Source organism: Mycobacterium sp. SA01, assembly GCF_041287105.1.
Classification (GTDB): domain Bacteria; phylum Actinomycetota; class Actinomycetes; order Mycobacteriales; family Mycobacteriaceae; genus Mycobacterium.
The window spans coordinates 97,803-116,571 of the sequence record NZ_JBGGNO010000016.1 but is presented as its reverse complement, the minus strand read 5'-3'; the positions used below and the strand labels follow the sequence as shown (position 1 = coordinate 116,571).

Genomic DNA, 18,769 nt, shown 5'->3' with positions numbered 1-18,769 from the left:
AACTTCTTGCTCCTCCCCCGTCCGGGCATGCGGTGACGCTGTCGCCGCATGCCTGAGACGATTCCGTTATCAGCGGCCTCGCCTGCCGTTTTCCGGAATGCGGTGAGGTTCTGAGAGAATGCTTCCTAGCCTGTGTGCAATCGTCAGCCCTGGCGATACTGAGCTGACAACGGCGATCGAAGGGCCCTGTATGTCGAGTCTTCGCCACGGTGCCGGGGGCGATGCCTCCTCGCACCGGAGCGGTCGTGATGACGTGTTGCGCCGCGGTGACCGCAGCAACGCCGTCGTCGAGATTCGCGAAGCGCTCTCCGCGCTCGGCCTGGTCGACAATCCTGACGCGAACCTCACCACCGGTAAGCGGGTGGCGGTCGACGTGTTCGACGCCGACCTCGACCACGCGGTGCGCGCGTTCCAGCAGCGCCGCGGCCTGCTGGTCGACGGGATCGTCGGCGAGGCCACCTACCGCGCCTTGAAGGAAGCCTCCTACCGGCTCGGCGCCCGCACCCTGCTGCACCAGTTCGGCGCCCCGATGTACGGCGACGACGTCGCGACGCTGCAGGCCAAACTGCAGGAGCTCGGTTTCTACACCGCCTTGGTGGACGGCTACTTCGGCTTGCAGACCCACAACGGGCTGATGTCCTATCAGCGCGAGTACGGCTTGTCCGCCGACGGCATCTGTGGCCCGGAAACGTTGCGCTCCTTGGACTTTCTGGGTTCACGCGTCACCGGCGGCTCGCTGCACGCCATCCGCGAGGAGGAGCAGGTCCGCCGCTCGGGTCCGCGGCTGTCCGGCAAGCGGATCATCATCGATCCGGGCCGCGGCGGTTCCGACCACGGCCTGATCACCCAGGGACCGGACGGCCCGATCAGCGAAGCAGACATCTTGTGGGACTTGGCAAGTCGGCTCGAAGGCCGGATGACCGCGATCGGCATGGAGACCTTCCTGTCCCGGCCGGCCAGCCGCAGCCCGCTGGACGCCGAGCGGGCCGCAACCGCGAACACCGTGGGCGCCGATCTGATGATCAGCCTGCGCTGTGAGACCCAGCCCAGCCCGTCGGCCAACGGCGTGGCGTCGTTCTACTTCGGCAGCTCGCACGGTTCGGTATCGACGATCGGTCGCAATCTGGCCGACTTCATCCAGCGAGAAGTTGTGGCGCGCACAGGATTACGGGACTGCCGGACCCACGGCCGAACCTGGGATCTGCTGCGGCTCACCCGCATGCCGACGGTTCAGGTCGACGTCGGCTACATCACCAACCCGCGGGACCGGTCGATGCTGGTGACCAGTCACGCGCGCGACGCGATCGCCGAGGGCATCCTGGCCGCCGTCAAGCGGCTCTACCTGCTGGGCAAGAACGACCGGCCCACCGGTACTTTCACATTCGCCGAGCTGCTCGCCCACGAGATGTCGGTCGAACAGGCCCGGCCCGCTTTCTGACTAGCCGCGAACCTCGGCGCCTGCGCCGACCGGCTGCTGCAGCTGTGCACTTTCCAGCAGCCGTTCCAGTGCGGCCTCGACTTCGGCTTTCCAGCCCAACCCCTTGTCCAGCTCGAGCCGCAGCCGCGGGAAGTACCGATGCGGCGCCACGATCGTGAAGCCGGCGTCGAGCAGGAAGTCGGCGCTGATCATGCACTGGTCGAAGGAGCAGTCCCCCAACACTTCGACGGCCGGTCGCAACTCGGGGTCGACGGCGTCGGGATCGAGTAGTTCTTCGGCGTCGGCGGTGCGGCCGAACGCCTCGAGGGCTCGCACGCCACGTCGAACCAGTTCGTTGACCACCTGGCTGATCAACGCGTGCGGAACTCCGTCGGCCTGCCCCGACTCGATCCCGATCGACGTCAGCAGAACGGCGTCCGCGCTGACCGGTCCGGTCGGGAAGAGTTGCGCCCGCGGTACCGCCCGCGGTGGGGCGTACAACACATAGCCGACGCACGGCTGCTCGTCATCCGACGCCGATCCGTCGGCGGGCGTCGTGCTGGCCACCTGACCACACGACCCCCACTCCAGCATGACCATCGACAGCCATGCTTCCTTCTCGAACTCAGGATCCGGAAGGTAGTCACCGCCGAGCGTCGCGGGGTCGACTTCCCAGAACACACATCGGCGCGCGTGCTTGGGTAGTTGCTCGAATCCTTCGAGCCGAAGCGGCGTGATACGGACGGACACTAACCTTCCCGGCTTTCTTGCGGTGCGGATGCGCGCAACAGCCCCTCCAGAATAGGAGAGGCGACCGGGGGCGTGCCAGTGATGGAGTAGCTACCGAAGCCGGCGCTCGGCGTGAGCGGAACTTGTTGGCGCACTGTGCGATTCCTCGCTGGATACATTCGGCAGCGAACGCGGACCGGAGTTGGCGTCACTGTGACGGAACTGGCTGGTGTCGTCGTACCTGGAAATTCAGCCCGCAGGCCGGTTCATCATGTCGACAATGCGCTGCAAATCGTCGACCGAGCCGAACTCGACGACGATCTTCCCCTTGCGCTTGCCGAGGCTGACCGTCACCCGGGTGTCGTAGGTACTCGACAGCCGTTCGGCGACGTCTTGGAGGCCGGGCATCTGGATCGGCTTGCGCCGCGGCGCGGGTGGCGTCTTGGTGTCGGATCGGTTCGCCAGAGTGACGGCTTCCTCGGTCGCCCGCACCGACAATCCCTCGGCCACGATCCGCGCGGCCAGTTCCTCCTGAGCCTCGGCGCCGGCCTCCAGCGCGAGCAATGCACGTGCGTGACCCGCCGACAGCACGCCTGCCGCCACCCGGCGCTGGACGGCGATCGGCAGGCGGAGCAACCGGATCATGTTCGTGATCACCGGACGCGACCGGCCGATCCGTGCGGCGAGTTCGTCGTGGGTGACCTCGAACTCGTCGAGCAGTTGCTGGTAGGCCGCCGCCTCTTCCAGAGGATTGAGTTGAGCGCGGTGGATGTTCTCCAGTAGTGCGTCGCGCAGCAGGTTGTCGTCGGTCGTTTCTCGGACAATTGCCGGGATGGTGGCCAGGCCGGCTTCCTGCGCCGCGCGCCAACGCCGCTCCCCCATCACCAACTGATAGCGCGCCGGTGCTCCCGATCCGGGCGCGGAGTCCGGCTGCGCCCGCACCACGATCGGCTGCATGAGCCCGAACTCGCGGATCGAGTGCACGAGTTCGGCAAGGGCCTCTTCGTCGAAGACCTGGCGCGGCTGGCGGGGGTTCGGCTCGATGGCCGACGGGTCGATCTCGCGGTAGACCGCCCCGACGCTCTCCACGTCCAGCGGCGCTCCCCCACCGATCACCACGTCGGCGGCGGCAGAACCGAGGCGCGGACCACCGTCGGCCGGTCCGGTCGGGATAAGCGATGCGAGACCGCGGCCGAGGCCGCCCTTGCTCTTCGATGACATGTGCGCCTCCACTTATGCCCGGGTAGCCCGCTGCGCGAGTTCTTTGCTTGCGTCGAGATAGCTCATGGCACCTCGCGAGCCGGGGTCGTAGTCGATGATCGTCATGCTGTATCCGGGTGCTTCCGACACCTTGACGCTACGGGGAATCACGGTGGTGAGTACCTTGTCGCCGAAGTAGTTGCGCACCTCGGAGGCGACCTGGTCGGCCAACTTGGTACGGCCGTCATGCATCGTGAGGATGACAGTCGAGACGGTCAGTTGCGGGTTGAGGTGCGCCCTGACCATTTCGATGTTTCTCATCAACTGCGAGACACCCTCCAGGGCGTAGTACTCGCACTGGATCGGGATCAGCACCTCGGGCGCCGCGACGAGCGCGTTGATGGTGAGCAGCCCGAGCGAGGGCGGGCAGTCGATGAAGACGTAGTCAAAGTCCGAATCATCGAGCGCGGCCAGCGCGTTGCGAAGCCGGTTCTCCCTCGCCACCATGCTGACGAGTTCGATCTCGGCGCCCGCGAGATCGATCGTGGCCGGCACACAGAACAAGCGTGGGCTATGCGGGCTCTGCCGGATGGCGGCCTGTAGCGGGATCTCCCCGAGGAGCACTTCGTAGGACGACGGCGTGCCGGATTGCCGATCGGCGATCCCGAGCGCGGTGCTGGCATTGCCTTGGGGATCGAGATCGACGACCAAGGTCTTCAGTCCTTGGACCGCGAGGGCGGCCGCCAAGTTCACCGCGGTCGTCGTCTTCCCGACCCCGCCCTTCTGATTGGCGACGGTGAACACCCGGCGCCGGCCGGGCCGCGGCAGCTGGCCGGCGGTGGTGTGGAGGACCTGCATCGCGCGTTGTGCTGCGGCGCCGATCGGGGTCTCGAAGTCGTCCGGCGGGTTCCATGTTTCACGTGAAACATCGGTGCCCGCGGTTCCGGAGGAATCCGGGTTCGATGGGATGGTCATGATCCCCTTTTCTCCGACGTTCGCGCGGACTTCTTCTTCCCGCCTGGCGCTCGCTCCCCCCGCACCGCGATCACCACGGTCGCGGGAGGATCCGAATAGCTCTCGCCACATCTCACCACCCTCACATCGGTTGCGCCCAACGACGCCATCCCGCGCCGTCCCTCGACGACTTCCTCTTCGGCACGTTCGCCTTTCATCGCCAGCATGCGCCCGCCGGGCCGCAGCAGCGGAAGGCACCATCGGGTCAGCTTGTCGAGCGACGCCACCGCCCGGGACACCACCACGTCCGCGCCGCCGGCCGAAGTGCGGACATCCGGCTCCTCCGCGCGGCCGCGGACGATCTCGATAGGAAGTCCCAGTGCCGAGACTGACTCCTCGAGGAATTCCGTCCGGCGCAACATCGGCTCGATCAGCGTCACCCGCACGTCGGGTCGCGCGATCGCGATCGGCAGTCCGGGCAGACCGCCACCGCTCCCGATATCGAGAACCTGGGCGTCGGGCTCGATGAGTTCCGCCACCGCGGCGCTGTTGAGGATGTGTCGCTCCCACAGGCGGTCGACTTCCCTTGGGCCGATCAAGCCCCGCTCGACGCCGGGGCCCGCGAGCAGATCCGCGTAGCGCTGAGCCAGATGCACCCGGTCGCCGAAGACGACCTCGGCCGCCGGCGGAGGAGGGGGCGCAGTGCCATGTTTCACGTGAAACATCCTCCGGTCATAGTGGCGTCCGGGTCACGAACTACACCGATGTAACTTCAGCCCTTCAGGACGACAACGCGGCGCGACGGTTCCACGCCTTCGCTCTCGCTGTGCACGCCGTCCACCGCGGCAACCGCGTCGTGCACGATCTTCCGCTCGAACGGAGTCATGGGGGCCAGTTCCTCGCGATCACCCGACTCCAGCACGCGGCGAGCCACCTTGTCGCCCAGTGCGCTGAGCTCTTCGCGGCGACGGCGGCGCCAGTTCGCGATGTCGAGCATCAATCGGCTGCGCTCGCCCGTCTTCTGGTGGACTGCCAGTCGGGTCAGCTCCTGCAGTGCATCGAGGATCTCGCCCTTGCGGCCGACCAGTTTCGAGAGGTCTTCGCCGCCGTCGATGCTGACGATCGCGCGGTTGCCCTCGACGTCGAGGTCGATGTCGCCGTCGAAGTCCAGGAGGTCCAGCAATTCCTCCAAGTAGTCGCCGGCGATCTCGCCTTCGGCGACGAGGCGCTCCTCGAGGTCCTCGCCCTTCACTTCGGCCTTGTCCGAGGTCTGGTCAAGGTCGTTGTCGACCGCGATGTCAGATTCGGTCACTTCAGTGGTGTCGGCATCCGCCATGTGTCTCTCCCTCTTTCGCCGGAGTGATCTCCGGTCAACGCTTACGTTTCTTGGGCCGCGCTCCCGGGCGCGGTGTGCGGCTGGCCGGTGCGTCGTCGGCCGCCTTCGCCGGTTCGGCGTCGGTGTCGATCTCCCCGTCGCCGGCTGCCGCGTCGGTTGCCTCGACCGCGGCACCGTTCGTCGCGGCGGGCGCACCCTTCTTCGGCTTGGTCGGCTTCACGCCGGGCGCCGGTGCGTTGGCCGCCCGACGGGCCAGCGCCTCTTCTTTCTTGGCTTCTTCTTCCTTCTCGATCCGGCCGAACACATAGTGCTGCTGGCCGAAGGTCCAGATGTTGTTGGACACCCAGTAGATGATGATCGCGATCGGCAGGAATGGACCGCCGACGACGACACCGAGCGGGAAGACGTACAGCGCGAGCTTGTTCATCATCGCGGTCTGCGGGTTGGCTGCCGCCTCCGGACTCTGGCGCGCGACCGACGCCCGGCTGTTGAAGTAGGTGGCGATACCGGCAAGAACCATGAGCGGAATGCCGACGGCGATGACGGCGGGTCGGCTGAAGTCGAAGTTCTTGAACGCCTCCAGGCCGGAGCTCTGGGTCATGCTCGCACTCAGCGGGGCACCGAACAGATTCGCGTCGAGGAAGTGTCCGACGTCGGTTGCACTGAAAACGTAGTTTCCGGTGGCCCGGTTCTCTTCCACCGAGAGGCCGAGCTGACCGAATCCGTGCTGGGTCCGGTTGAAGGAACGCAGCACGTGATAGAGACCGAGGAACACCGGGATCTGCGCAAGCATCGGCAGACAGCCCAGAATCGGATTGAACCCGTGTTCGCGCTGAAGCTTCTGCATCTCCAGCGCCATCCGCTGACGGTCCTTGCCGTACTTCTTCTGTAGCGCCTTGATCTGGGGCTGCAACTCCTGCATCTGCCGGGTGGTACGGATCTGGCGGACGAACGGCTTGTAGAGCAGAGCACGCAGGCTGAAGACCAGGAACATCACCGACAGCGCCCAGGCGAAGAAGTTCGTGGGTCCGAGGATGGCGGCAAACAGCTTGTACCAGAGCCACATGATCCCGGACACCGGGTAATAGATGAAGTCCAGGCTGAACCAATTAAACATGCGTGCTCCTGCGTTCGTTGCACTCGGACCCGGGCACCTGCGGGCGCCGCTCGGGTATTGGGTCCCATCCTCCCCGATGCCACGGACCACACTTCCCGAGGCGGATAACGGTCAGCCAACCACCGCGAATCAATCCGTACTCGGTCAGTGCGTCCACGGCGTACTGACTGCAGGTCGGGGTGAACCGACAGGTCGGCAGTCGTAGTGGCGAGATGGTGTGTCGGTAGAGCTCGACGAGAAAGATCACGACGCGAGCCGGGAGACGACTCACTGCGTTTTCTCCATCAACGAGTGGGTCCGCCGGATGCTCGTTCGCAGCTGCTGTTCGAGGCGGGCCGAGATCGCGTCGCGGCTACTGGGCAGCGCGCGGATCACGATGCGTTCATCTGCCGTCAGATCCGGGAGAACAGATCGGGCCACGTGGCGCAGACGACGAGACACCTGGTGTCGTTGCACCGCGTTACCGACCGACTTCGACACGACCAAGCCGATCCGGGGTCCGTCGGCGCAGTCGATCATCCGTCGTGCGTGCACGACAAGATCCGGCTGCGCCGCTCGCACCCCGTGCTTGATGGTGGCGCCGAACTCCGCAGACCGTGTCATCCGGAACTGAGCCGGGAGCACGCCGCGTGATCCCGTGGATCAGGCAGTCAGCGACTGACGACCCTTGCGGCGCCGGCCCGACACGATGGCGCGCCCGGCGCGCGTCCGCATGCGCAGACGGAAGCCGTGAACTCGCGCCCGGCGCCGGTTGTTCGGCTGGAAGGTCCGCTTGCCCTTGGCCACGGCTATATCTCCTCGTCGTTTGGCGGTCGCTGTCCGAAGCACACGCTTGCGCGTGTACACCGGCTTTCGCGACTGCCGTTGGTAAGCTCTGGTCTCGCTCTAACCGGCGCGGTCCCGAATCGGTCGCAGCCGTATCGCCGACGTATGGGCGACTGTTCGAGGGTACTGACCTCACTTCCCCTGGTCAAACCGCCTTGTCGTGCCGTCGATCACCGCACCGTCCACTGCTGCCACAGCCGTCACCGTTCCCGCACGGCGCCGTTATCTCGTCGTGATCCGAATGTTGCAGAACGGTTGGCACTCGCCCCGAAAACTGTTAGCTTCTGCCAAAGCCGTTTCAGATCGAGGCGGCGCGCAATCACCAAGCGGGGGAACAGGTCGGCGAGCGGTCCACACGAGATCAATGCGGGGATTACTGCCGACCCGTGACCCTTCGCCGATATGCTCCGAGGCGAGCCGACTGTCCTGTCCACACCTGTGGATAACTTTGTGGACAGATCGTTCGTCGGCTCAGCTATTGGTTTCTTGCCCGACCTTGCGACCAGGGGGATCTGTCGTTGACCGATGATCCCGGTTCAGCGTTCGCCACGGTGTGGAGTTCGGTTGTCGCCGAGCTCAACGGCGACGGAACTGCGGACCAGCGCCCCAGTAACGGAACTGGTGGCGATGCACCGCTGACTCCGCAGCAACGCGCGTGGCTCAAGTTGGTTCAACCACTCACCATCGCCGAAGGCTTCGCTCTGCTGTCAGTGCCGAGCAGCTTCGTGCAGAACGAGATCGAACGTCATCTGCGCACCCAGATCGTCGACGCCCTCAGCCGGCGCCTGGGTCAGCGGGTCGAGCTCGGTGTTCGGATCGCCCCGCCAGCCCTGGAAGAAGAGAGCGAACCCGCCGCCGCGGAGCCGGCCGTCGTCGACTCCGACCTCGACGAGGTGGACGAAGACCGCGAGGCACTAGCCAGCGCTCACGAGACCTGGCCGAGTTACTTCATCGAGCGGCCGCGCAGTAACCCGTCGGCCGAAGCGCCCGGCATCAGCCTCAATCGCCGCTATACCTTTGACACCTTCGTCATCGGTGCCTCGAATCGGTTCGCACACGCGGCGGCCCTGGCGATCGCCGAGGCACCGGCCCGCGCATACAACCCGTTGTTCATCTGGGGTGAGTCCGGACTGGGCAAGACCCACCTGCTGCACGCCGCCGGAAATTATGCGCAACGGCTGTTTCCCGGCATGCGGGTGAAGTACGTCTCCACCGAAGAGTTCACCAACGACTTCATCAACTCGCTGCGGGACGACCGCAAGGTCGCGTTCAAACGCAGCTATCGCGACATCGATGTGCTCCTGGTGGACGACATCCAGTTCATCGAAGGCAAAGAAGGTATCCAGGAAGAGTTCTTCCATACCTTCAATACGCTGCACAACGCCAACAAGCAGATCGTGATCTCCTCGGACCGGCCGCCCAAACAGCTGGCCACCCTCGAAGATCGGCTGCGGACCAGGTTCGAGTGGGGACTGATCACCGACGTCCAACCGCCCGAACTCGAAACCCGCATCGCGATTTTGCGGAAGAAGGCGCAGATGGAGCGTCTCGACGTCCCCGATGACGTCCTGGAGCTCATCGCCAGCAGCATCGAGCGCAACATTCGCGAGCTCGAGGGCGCGTTGATTCGTGTCACCGCGTTCGCCTCGCTGAACAAGACACCGATCGACAAGGCACTCGCCGAGATCGTGTTGCGCGACCTGATCGCCGATGCCGGCACGATGCAGATCAGCACCGCGGCCATCATGGCGGCCACCGCCGAGTACTTCGACACCACCGTCGAGGAATTGCGGGGGCCCGGCAAGACCCGGGCACTGGCTCAGTCGCGGCAGATCGCCATGTATCTGTGCCGGGAGCTCACTGACTTGTCACTGCCCAAGATCGGGCAGGCGTTCGGCCGTGATCACACCACGGTCATGTACGCGGAGAAGAAGATTCGCGGTGAAATGGCCCATCGGCGTGAGGTGTTCGATCACGTCAAGGAGCTCACCACCCGGATCCGCCAGCGTTCCAAGCGCTGAAATCTCCACTTTTTCTGTCATCGCCGCGAAAAACTTCGGCCACTGTCGTACCACCCGTCACACTCTGGGCTTGTGCACACAGTTGTGGACAACACCTCACATCGCGAGGGAAGTATCGGAATGACAATGAACAACCGCCGGCTGTGCACACCAGTCGTGTGATTCGCCCGCAGTCATGCACAACTGGTCCACATGCCGTCACACCGCCGGAGCAGGCAATCGATCGGCTAGTCCACAGGTTGCACAGGCCCTATTACTATTACCGTTCTTTCTCTTCCATTTACCTCTTTGAAGACAGGGTTGGGGAGCAGCCGGTTCACAGGGCATCCGGCACGGTGTCGCGGTGCTCTTGTCACCGCGATCGATTAGCTTTCAAGATGGCGTCCGACGCTCTACGGTTGTTGTTCTGACTGCCGTTCAGCGGCTGTCGCTCACAGATCACGCTCATCCGTGCTCCGGCACGCGGTGGACGCTGGTCGGGGTTATTGGGTGATGAAGGGACTGTGTAGACGTGGCAACGACGACGGTTGGCTCCGACCTGAAGTTCCGCTTGGTGCGGGAGGACTTCGCCGACGCGGTGGCCTGGGTTGCCCGTAACCTTCCGACCCGGCCGACGGTGCCGGTGCTGGCCGGCGTGCTGCTGACCGGCACCGATGAGGGTTTGACCATCTCCGGCTTCGATTACGAGGTGTCGGCCGAGGTCCGGGTCCCCGCCGAAATCGCTTCTCCTGGAAGCGTTTTGGTATCCGGTCGGTTGTTGTCCGACATCACCAGGGCGCTGCCGGCCAAGCCGGTCGACGTCAGCGTCGAAGGCACCCGCGTGGCGCTGAGCTGTGGAAGCGCGCGGTTCTCGCTGCCGACCATGGCGGTCGAGGACTACCCGGCCCTGCCGGAATTGCCGGAGGAGACCGGTGTCATCTCCGCCGATCTGTTCGGCGAGGCGATCGGCCAGGTGGCGGTTGCCGCAGGCCGCGACGACACGCTGCCGATGCTGACCGGCATCCGGGTGGAGATTTCCGGTGAGACAGTGGTTTTGGCGGCGACCGACCGGTTCCGGTTGGCCGTGCGTGAACTGACCTGGTCGACCTCCTCCCCCAGCCTGGAAGCCGCAGTGCTGGTGCCGGCCAAGACGTTGGCCGAAGCGGCCAAGGCGGGGACGTCCGGCTCTGAGGTTCACCTGGCTCTGGGTGCCGGTTCGGCCGTGGGCAAGGAAGGCCTGTTGGGAATCCGTAGCGGCGGCAAGCGCAGCACCACTCGCCTGCTGGACGCCGAGTTCCCGAAGTTCCGTCAGCTGCTGCCCGCCGAGCACACCGCGGTGGCGACCATCGGAGTCGGTGAGCTCACCGAAGCCATCAAGCGGGTGGCGTTGGTTGCCGATCGCGGCGCGCAGGTTCGGATGGAATTCGGCGACGGCGTGTTGCACCTGTCGGCTGGTGCCGACGACGTCGGCCGCGCCGAGGAGGACTTGGATGTCGAGTTCGCCGGCGAGCCGTTGACGATCGCCTTCAACCCCACCTACCTGACCGACGGTCTGGGGTCGCTGCATTCCGACCGAGTGACGTTCGGGTTCACCACTCCCAGCCGCCCAGCGGTGTTGCGGCCCGCGAATGCGGAAACACAGGTGGATGGCACCGGACCGTTCCCGGCCGTTCAGACCGACTACGTATACCTGTTGATGCCGGTCCGCCTGCCAGGCTGACCGGGTCCCCGACGTAGAGAGGTAGTCATGCAGCTGGGTTTGGTCGGTCTTGGAAAAATGGGCTTCAACATGCGCCAGCGGTTGCGCGAGGGCGGACACGAAGTCATCGGGTACGACCCGAGACCCGAGGTCACCGATGTACCGACCCTGGCCGCACTCGCCGAGGCGCTCAGCGCACCGCGGGTGATCTGGGTGATGGTGCCGTCCGGGCCGATCACCGATGACACGATCAGCTCACTGGCGGAGGTGCTCAGCCCGGGTGACCTGGTGGTCGACGGCGGCAACTCCAAGTACACCGAAGACGGTCGGCACGCGGAATTGCTTGGCAAGAACGGCATTTCGTTTGTCGACGCGGGTGTCTCCGGCGGTATCTGGGGTTTGGCTGAAGGCTACGGCCTGATGGTCGGCGGTAGCGACGAGGACGTCGCCCGGGTGATGCCGATCTTCGACACGCTGCGGCCGCCCGGGGATCTGGCCGACGGTTTCGTGCATGCCGGCCCGGTCGGTGCGGGTCACTACGCGAAAATGGTGCACAACGGTATCGAGTACGGGCTGATGATGGCCTATGCCGAGGGATATGAGCTGCTGGCCGCCGAACCGCTGATCACAGACACCCAAGCGGTGATCCAGGCGTGGACCAACGGCACAGTCGTGCGCTCGTGGCTGCAGCAGCTCCTGGCCAAGGCGCTCAAGGAAGACCCCGCGTTCGACGCGATCTCCGGATACACCGAGGATTCCGGTGAGGGCCGCTGGACGGTGGAAGAGGCCATCCGCCACCGGGTGCCGATGCCGGTGATCGCGGCATCGTTGTTCGCACGTTTCGCGTCGCGGCAAGAAGATTCACCGACCATGAAAGCCGTTTCGGCACTGCGTAATCAGTTCGGTGGGCACGCGGTCAAGCGGGTCTCGGTGTCGGGATAACCAGCCGCAATGTATGTCCGGCACCTGACGCTCCGCGACTTCCGGTCGTGGGAAAGCGTCGATCTCGAATTGGCGCCGGGCCGAACGGTGTTCGTCGGACCGAACGGATTCGGCAAAACCAATCTCGTTGAGGCGCTGTGGTATTGCGCAACGCTGGGATCGCACCGGGTCGCCACCGACGCGCCTCTGATCCGGGCCGGCGCCGAGCGTGCGGTGGTCTCGACGATCGTCGTCAACGAAGGTCGGGAATTGGCGATCGATCTCGAGATCGCGGCCGGGCGCACCAACAAGGCGCGCCTGAACCGCTCCCCGGTACGCAGTACCCGCGAAATCCTCGGTGCTGTTCGCGCCGTGCTGTTCGCGCCCGAGGATCTGGCCCTGGTCCGCGGCGACCCCGGCGAACGCCGGCGCTACCTCGACGAGCTTGCCTCAGTGCGGCGACCGCGGGTCGCGGCGATCCGCGCCGACTACGACAAGGTGCTCAAGCAGCGCACCGCCTTGTTGAAATCCGCTGCGGGAGCGCGCTTTCGGGGCGATTCTGGAGTTCTGGAAACCCTCGACGTGTGGGACGGCCACCTGGCCGCACACGGAGCCCAGCTGATGGCGGCCCGTATCGAGCTGACGAATCTCCTGGCGCCTGAGGTCGAGAAGGCTTATCAGCTACTGGCCCCGGCGTCGCGCCCGGCGGCGATCAGCTACCGCAGCAGTGTCCTTGACGGGACGGATGACGGTCACGACGTCGAGTATCTGGAGGCGGCGTTGCTGGCCGGCCTGGCGGCCCGGCGCGGCGCGGAACTGGAACGCGGGATGTGCCTGGTCGGACCACACCGCGACGATGTAGAACTGCGGCTCGGTGATCAGCCGGCCAAGGGGTTCGCCAGTCACGGCGAATCCTGGTCGATGGCCTTGGCGTTGCGGCTGGCGTCCTATGAACTGTTGCGCACCGAGGGCAGCGAACCGGTGCTGATCCTCGACGACGTGTTCGCCGAACTCGACAACGCGCGGCGGTGGGCCTTGGCCGGTGTGGCCGCCGACGCCGAGCAGGTACTCATCACCGCGGCTGTCGGGGAAGACATCCCGAGCGATTGGGACGCCACCCGGATCGGCATCAGCTTGCGCGACGACGACGGCGGCCGGATGTCGGAGGTGGTGACATGACCGAACCAGAGGACGAGCCGGCCGGTCCGCCCGAGCACCTCGCGAATCTGGCCGGGATGGATCTGGTGCGCCGCGCATTGGAGGAAGCCCGCGGTGCGGCCCGCAGCCAGGGCAAGGAAGTCGGTCGTGGCGGCCGCTCTCCCCGGGCCAGGCGAGGCGCCGAGCGGGGCAGTCGCCGGACCTGGTCGGGGCCCGGGCCGGATCGCCGTGATCCACAGACGTTCGGGACAGCCGCCAACGACCTGGCGAAATCGCGTGGTTGGACCGGCCGGGTCGCCGAGGGCGCGGTGTTCGCCCAGTGGGCGACGGTGGTCGGCGAACAGATCGCCGAGCACGCCCAGCCGACCACGCTGCGCGACGGTGTGTTGAGCGTGGCCGCCGAATCGACTGCGTGGGCGACCCAGTTGCGGATGGTGCAGTCGCAGCTGTTGGCCAAAATCGCCGCCGCTGTCGGCGACGGGGTGGTGAAGTCGATGAAGATCACCGGCCCGGTGGCTCCGTCGTGGCGAAAAGGCCCGCTGCACATCTCTGGGCGCGGGCCGCGCGACACCTACGGGTGAGCCGCACCGCCACTGTCGGCTGACAGCCACGAGACGCGCGCCGACCACCGTGTCAAGCGTCACCACGTATGGCAATCCGAGAAATTCCGTGCACGGGTCAACTAGGTGTGTAGAAACGCGGCCGCAGAATCAGTCCGGAACGCACTTACCGGTAGACTGGTCAAGACCCGCGCGCGGCCGGTGACACCGTGCGCTTGCGAACCCCAAGGAGAGCGTTCCGCTAGTGGCTGCCAATGAACAGTACGGTGCCGACTCGATCAAAGTCCTCGAAGGCTTGGAGGCGGTCCGCAAACGTCCCGGTATGTACATCGGTTCGACCGGTGAGCGAGGACTCCACCATCTCGTGTGGGAAGTCGTCGACAACTCGGTCGACGAGGCGATGGCCGGTTTCGCCACGAAGGTGACGGTGCGGATCCTCGAGGACGGCGGCGTCGAGGTCACCGACGACGGCCGCGGAATCCCGGTTGCCATGCACTCCACCGGAATCCCCACCATCGACGTGGTCATGACCGTGCTGCACGCCGGCGGCAAGTTCGAAGAGGGCGCCTATCAGGTGTCCGGCGGCCTGCACGGCGTGGGCGTTTCGGTGGTCAACGCGCTGTCGAGCCGGCTCGAGGCCGACGTCCGTACCGACGGTTACGAGTGGTTCCAGACCTATGACCATTCGGTACCGGGCACGCTTCGTCAGGGCGAGAAGACCAAGAAGACCGGCACCACCATCCGATTCTGGGCCGACCCCAACATCTTCGAGACCACCACCTACGACTTCGAAACCATTGCCCGCCGGCTGCAGGAGATGGCCTTCCTCAACAAGGGCCTCACCATTGAGTTGACCGATGAGCGGGTCACCCCGGAGCAGGTGGTGGACGAGGTCGTCAGTGATACGGCCGCGGCACCGAAGTCGGCCGAGGAGAAGGCCGCCGAGGCAGTGGCGCCGCACAAGGTCAAGCACCGGGTGTTCCACTACCCGGGCGGTCTCGTCGACTTCGTCAAGCACATCAACCGCACCAAGAATTCGATCCAGCCCAGCGTGATCGACTTCGACGGCAAGGGTGAGGGCCACGAGGTCGAGATCGCGATGCAGTGGAACGCCGGCTATTCGGAGTCGGTACACACTTTCGCCAACACCATCAACACCCACGAGGGCGGTACCCACGAAGAGGGGTTCCGTGCGGCGCTGACCACGGTGGTCAACAAATACGCCAAGGACAAGAAGCTCCTCAAGGAAAAGGACGCCAACCTCACCGGAGACGACATCCGCGAGGGCCTGGCCGCGGTCATCTCGGTGAAGGTTTCCCAGCCGCAGTTCGAGGGGCAGACGAAGACGAAACTCGGTAATACCGAAGTGAAGTCGTTTGTCCAGAAGATCTGCAACGAGCAGCTCACCCACTGGTTCGAGTCCAACCCGACCGAGGCCAAGACCGTCGTGAACAAGGCGGTGTCATCGGCGCAGGCACGGATCGCGGCGCGCAAGGCGCGAGAGCTGGTGCGACGCAAGAGCGCCACCGATATCGGTGGCCTGCCCGGCAAGCTCGCCGATTGCCGCTCCACCGATCCCAGCAAGTCCGAACTGTATGTGGTGGAGGGTGATTCGGCCGGCGGCTCGGCAAAGAGCGGCCGCGACTCGATGTTCCAGGCGATCCTGCCGTTGCGCGGCAAGATCATCAACGTCGAGAAGGCCCGCATCGACCGGGTGCTGAAGAACACCGAAGTCCAGGCCATCATCACCGCGCTGGGTACCGGCATCCACGACGAGTTCGATCTGGCCAAGCTGCGCTATCACAAGATTGTGCTGATGGCCGACGCCGACGTTGACGGACAACACATTTCGACGCTGCTGTTGACGCTGTTGTTCCGGTTCATGAAGCCGCTGGTGGAGAACGGCCACATCTTCCTGGCGCAGCCGCCGCTGTACAAGCTGAAGTGGCAGCGCAGCGAGCCCGAGTTCGCCTATTCCGACCGCGAACGCGACGGTCTGCTGGAGGCGGGTAAGGCGGCCGGCAAGAAGATCAACGTCGACGACGGTATCCAGCGCTACAAGGGTCTCGGCGAGATGGATGCCAAGGAGCTGTGGGAGACCACCATGGACCCGACGGTCCGGGTGCTGCGGCAGGTCACCCTCGACGACGCGGCCGCGGCCGACGAGCTGTTCTCCATCCTGATGGGCGAAGACGTTGAGGCACGTCGCAGCTTCATCACCCGTAACGCCAAAGACGTTCGCTTCCTTGATGTTTAGTGACGTTTCGCCCTTCGTAGGGACAACAGAGGAATCACATGACTGACACCACCCTGCCCCCCGGCGACGAGGCCGGCGACCGCATCGAACCGGTCGACATCCAGCAGGAGATGCAGCGCAGCTACATCGACTACGCGATGAGCGTCATCGTCGGCCGTGCGCTTCCCGAGGTTCGTGACGGCCTCAAGCCGGTACACCGCCGGGTGCTCTACGCCATGTTCGACTCCGGATTCCGGCCGGACCGCGGCCACGCCAAGTCGGCGCGGTCGGTCGCCGAGACGATGGGTAACTATCACCCGCACGGTGATTCGTCGATCTACGACACCTTGGTGCGGATGGCGCAGCCGTGGTCGCTGCGTTACCCGCTGGTCGACGGCCAAGGCAACTTCGGTTCACCGGGCAACGATCCGGCGGCCGCCATGCGGTACACCGAGGCGCGGCTGACGCCACTGGCCATGGAAATGTTGCGTGAAATCGACGAGGAGACAGTCGATTTCATCCCGAACTACGACGGCCGCGTCCAGGAACCCACCGTCCTGCCGAGCCGGTTCCCGAACCTGCTGGCCAACGGATCCGGCGGTATCGCCGTCGGTATGGCCACCAACATCCCGCCGCACAACCTGCGCGAGCTGGCCGAAGCCGTCTACTGGTGCCTGGAGAACCACGAAGCCGACGAAGAGGCGACGCTGGCCGCCTGCTGCGAGCGCGTCAAGGGTCCCGACTTCCCCACCCACGGTTTGATCGTCGGATCCCAGGGCATCCACGACGCGTACACCACCGGTCGCGGCTCGATCCGGATGCGCGGTGTCGTTGAGGTCGAAGAGGATTCGCGCGGTCGGACCTCGATCGTGATCACCGAGTTGCCGTATCAGGTCAACCACGACAACTTCATCACCTCGATCGCCGAGCAGGTCCGCGACGGAAAGCTCGGCGGCATCTCCAATATCGAAGACCAGTCCAGTGACCGGGTCGGCCTGCGCATCGTCGTCGAGATCAAGCGCGACGCCGTGGCCAAGGTGGTGCTGAACAACCTCTACAAGCACACCCAGCTGCAGACCAGCTTCGGTGCCAACATGCTGTCGATCGTCGACGGGGTGCCCCGGACGCTGCGCCTGGACCAGATGATCCGCTACTACGTCGAACACCAACTCGACGTGATCATCCGACGCACCCGGTACCGGTTGCGCAAGGCCAACGAGCGGGCCCACATCCTGCGCGGTCTGGTCAAGGCCCTCGATGCCCTCGACGAGGTCATCGCGTTGATCCGCGCGTCGGAAAGTGCCGACGTGGCCCGGGTGGGCTTGATGGAGCTGCTCGACGTCGACGAGATCCAGGCGCAGGCCATCCTCGACATGCAGCTCCGCCGTCTGGCCGCATTGGAGCGCCAGCGCATCGTCGACGATCTGGCCAAGATCGAGGCCGAGATCGCGGACCTGGAGGACATCCTCGCCAAGCCGGAGCGGCAGCGCGCGATCGTCCGCGACGAACTCAAGGAACTCGCCGACAAGCACGGCGACGACCGTCGCACCCGGATCGTGGCCAACGACGGCGACGTGTCCGACGAGGACCTGATCGCCCGCGAGGACGTCGTCGTCACCATCACCGAGACCGGCTACGCCAAGCGGACCAAGACCGACCTGTACCGCAGCCAGAAGCGCGGCGGTAAGGGTGTGCAGGGCGCCGGCCTCAAGCAGGACGACATCGTGCGGCACTTCTTCGTGTCGTCGACGCACGACTGGATCCTGTTCTTCACCACCCAGGGCCGGGTGTATCGAGCCAAGGCCTATGAGCTGCCGGAGGCCTCGCGCACCGCGCGCGGCCAGCATGTGGCCAATCTCCTGGCGTTCCAGCCCGAGGAGCGCATCGCTCAGGTCATCCAGATCAAGAGCTACGAGGACGCGCCGTATCTGGTGCTGGCTACCCGCAACGGCCTGGTGAAGAAGACCAAGCTCACCGACTTCGACTCCAACCGCTCGGGCGGAATCGTCGCGATCAACCTGCGCGACGGCGACGAACTGGTCGGTGCGGTGCTGTGCTCGGCGGAGGAAGACCTGTTGCTGGTCAGCGCCAACGGCCAGTCGATCCGGTTCTCGGCCACCGATGAGGCGCTGCGGCCGATGGGCCGGGCCACCTCGGGTGTGCAGGGCATGCGGTTCAACGAGGACGATCGACTGCTGTCGCTCAACGTCGTGCGGGAGGGAACGTATCTGCTGGTCGCGACCGCCGGCGGTTACGCCAAGCGCACCGCCATCGAGGAGTACACCGCCCAGGGCCGCGGCGGTAAAGGCATCCTGACCATTCAATACGACCGGCGACGTGGCAGTCTGGTGGGCGCATTGGTGGTCGATGAAGACAGCGAGTTGTACGCCATCACCTCAGGTGGGGGTGTCATTCGCACCGCTGCACGTCAGGTCCGCAAGGCCGGACGCCAGACCAAGGGCGTTCGCTTGATGAACCTGGGTGAGGGCGACACACTGTTGGCTATCGCCCGCAATGCCGAGGAGCAGGACAGCACGGACGAAGTGGGCGGGCTGGACTCCGAATCCGACGACACGTCCGACGAGACGTAGCGCGGCGGGGCGACAGGTTAGGAGTG

The 18,769-nt window shown here is 65.3% G+C and carries 17 protein-coding genes; 8 read left to right on the top strand and 9 right to left on the bottom strand.

Annotated elements, in window-relative coordinates; all coding sequences use genetic code 11:
• The first annotated feature begins 190 nt into the window (after positions 1 to 190).
• Positions 191 to 1,438 (top strand): N-acetylmuramoyl-L-alanine amidase, encoded by a 1,248-nt coding sequence (locus AB4879_RS08345; RefSeq protein ID WP_370507219.1) that lies wholly within the window; start codon positions 191 to 193, stop codon positions 1,436 to 1,438.
• On the opposite strand, the gene AB4879_RS08340 is transcribed toward AB4879_RS08345, so the two are convergent.
• The 9 genes from AB4879_RS08340 to rpmH form a co-directional block, all read right to left on the bottom strand.
• Positions 1,439 to 2,167, bottom strand: coding sequence for an acetyltransferase (locus AB4879_RS08340; RefSeq protein WP_370507218.1), 729 nt, complete (start codon positions 2,165 to 2,167; stop codon positions 1,439 to 1,441).
• Positions 2,168 to 2,395: 228 nt separating this feature from the next.
• Complete coding sequence (locus AB4879_RS08335; RefSeq protein ID WP_370507217.1) at positions 2,396 to 3,367, bottom strand: ParB/RepB/Spo0J family partition protein; 972 nt, start codon at positions 3,365 to 3,367, stop codon at positions 2,396 to 2,398.
• A 12-nt stretch (positions 3,368 to 3,379) separates the two neighbouring features.
• Entirely contained in the window at positions 3,380 to 4,321 is a 942-nt protein-coding gene (locus AB4879_RS08330) for a ParA family protein (RefSeq protein WP_370507216.1), read from the bottom strand.
• The gene (gene rsmG, locus AB4879_RS08325; protein ID WP_370507215.1) at positions 4,318 to 5,025 is read right to left on the bottom strand and encodes a 16S rRNA (guanine(527)-N(7))-methyltransferase RsmG; all 708 of its coding nucleotides are present in this window, start codon (positions 5,023 to 5,025) and stop codon (positions 4,318 to 4,320) included. The genes AB4879_RS08330 and rsmG overlap by 4 nt, the downstream gene beginning before the upstream one ends.
• Positions 5,026 to 5,072: 47 nt before the next feature.
• Positions 5,073 to 5,636, bottom strand: a complete 564-nt coding sequence (locus tag AB4879_RS08320; protein WP_370507214.1) for a protein jag — start codon at positions 5,634 to 5,636, stop codon at positions 5,073 to 5,075.
• Between the two features lie 34 nt (positions 5,637 to 5,670).
• Positions 5,671 to 6,753, bottom strand: a complete 1,083-nt coding sequence (gene yidC, locus AB4879_RS08315) for a membrane protein insertase YidC (protein ID WP_370507213.1) — start codon at positions 6,751 to 6,753, stop codon at positions 5,671 to 5,673.
• Positions 6,746 to 7,024, bottom strand: a complete 279-nt coding sequence (gene yidD, locus AB4879_RS08310; protein ID WP_102805824.1) for a membrane protein insertion efficiency factor YidD — start codon at positions 7,022 to 7,024, stop codon at positions 6,746 to 6,748. Before yidD ends, yidC begins: the two co-directional genes overlap by 8 nt.
• Positions 7,021 to 7,377, bottom strand: coding sequence for a ribonuclease P protein component (gene rnpA / locus AB4879_RS08305; RefSeq protein ID WP_102805823.1), 357 nt, complete (start codon positions 7,375 to 7,377; stop codon positions 7,021 to 7,023). Before rnpA ends, yidD begins: the two co-directional genes overlap by 4 nt.
• A gap of 18 nt (positions 7,378 to 7,395) precedes the next feature.
• Positions 7,396 to 7,539, bottom strand: a complete 144-nt coding sequence (gene rpmH / locus AB4879_RS08300) for a 50S ribosomal protein L34 (protein WP_046365060.1) — start codon at positions 7,537 to 7,539, stop codon at positions 7,396 to 7,398.
• A 557-nt stretch (positions 7,540 to 8,096) separates the two neighbouring features.
• On the opposite strand from rpmH, the gene dnaA reads away from it, so the two are divergent.
• The 7 genes from dnaA (at position 8,097) to gyrA (ending at position 18,743) form a co-directional block, all read left to right on the top strand.
• Positions 8,097 to 9,599, top strand: coding sequence for a chromosomal replication initiator protein DnaA (dnaA, locus tag AB4879_RS08295; RefSeq protein WP_102805822.1), 1,503 nt, complete (start codon positions 8,097 to 8,099; stop codon positions 9,597 to 9,599).
• Between the two features lie 511 nt (positions 9,600 to 10,110).
• Positions 10,111 to 11,298, top strand: a complete 1,188-nt coding sequence (dnaN, locus tag AB4879_RS08290) for a DNA polymerase III subunit beta (protein WP_036342279.1) — start codon at positions 10,111 to 10,113, stop codon at positions 11,296 to 11,298.
• Positions 11,299 to 11,325: 27 nt separating this feature from the next.
• The gene (gnd, locus tag AB4879_RS08285) at positions 11,326 to 12,219 is read left to right on the top strand and encodes a phosphogluconate dehydrogenase (NAD(+)-dependent, decarboxylating) (RefSeq protein WP_370507212.1); all 894 of its coding nucleotides are present in this window, start codon (positions 11,326 to 11,328) and stop codon (positions 12,217 to 12,219) included.
• Positions 12,220 to 12,228: 9 nt separating this feature from the next.
• The gene (gene recF / locus AB4879_RS08280) at positions 12,229 to 13,377 is read left to right on the top strand and encodes a DNA replication/repair protein RecF (protein WP_370507211.1); all 1,149 of its coding nucleotides are present in this window, start codon (positions 12,229 to 12,231) and stop codon (positions 13,375 to 13,377) included.
• Positions 13,374 to 13,937: a DUF721 family protein gene (locus tag AB4879_RS08275; RefSeq protein ID WP_370507210.1), complete on the top strand. Its 564-nt coding sequence runs from the start codon at positions 13,374 to 13,376 to the stop codon at positions 13,935 to 13,937. The genes recF and AB4879_RS08275 overlap by 4 nt, the downstream gene beginning before the upstream one ends.
• A 223-nt stretch (positions 13,938 to 14,160) precedes the next feature.
• Positions 14,161 to 16,173 carry a DNA topoisomerase (ATP-hydrolyzing) subunit B gene (gyrB, locus tag AB4879_RS08270; RefSeq protein WP_370507209.1) on the top strand — a complete coding sequence of 671 codons (2,013 nt, stop codon included), beginning with the start codon at positions 14,161 to 14,163 and terminating at the stop codon, positions 16,171 to 16,173.
• Positions 16,174 to 16,211: 38 nt separating this feature from the next.
• Complete coding sequence (gene gyrA, locus AB4879_RS08265) at positions 16,212 to 18,743, top strand: DNA gyrase subunit A (protein WP_370507208.1); 2,532 nt, start codon at positions 16,212 to 16,214, stop codon at positions 18,741 to 18,743.
• Positions 18,744 to 18,769 lie beyond the last annotated feature (26 nt).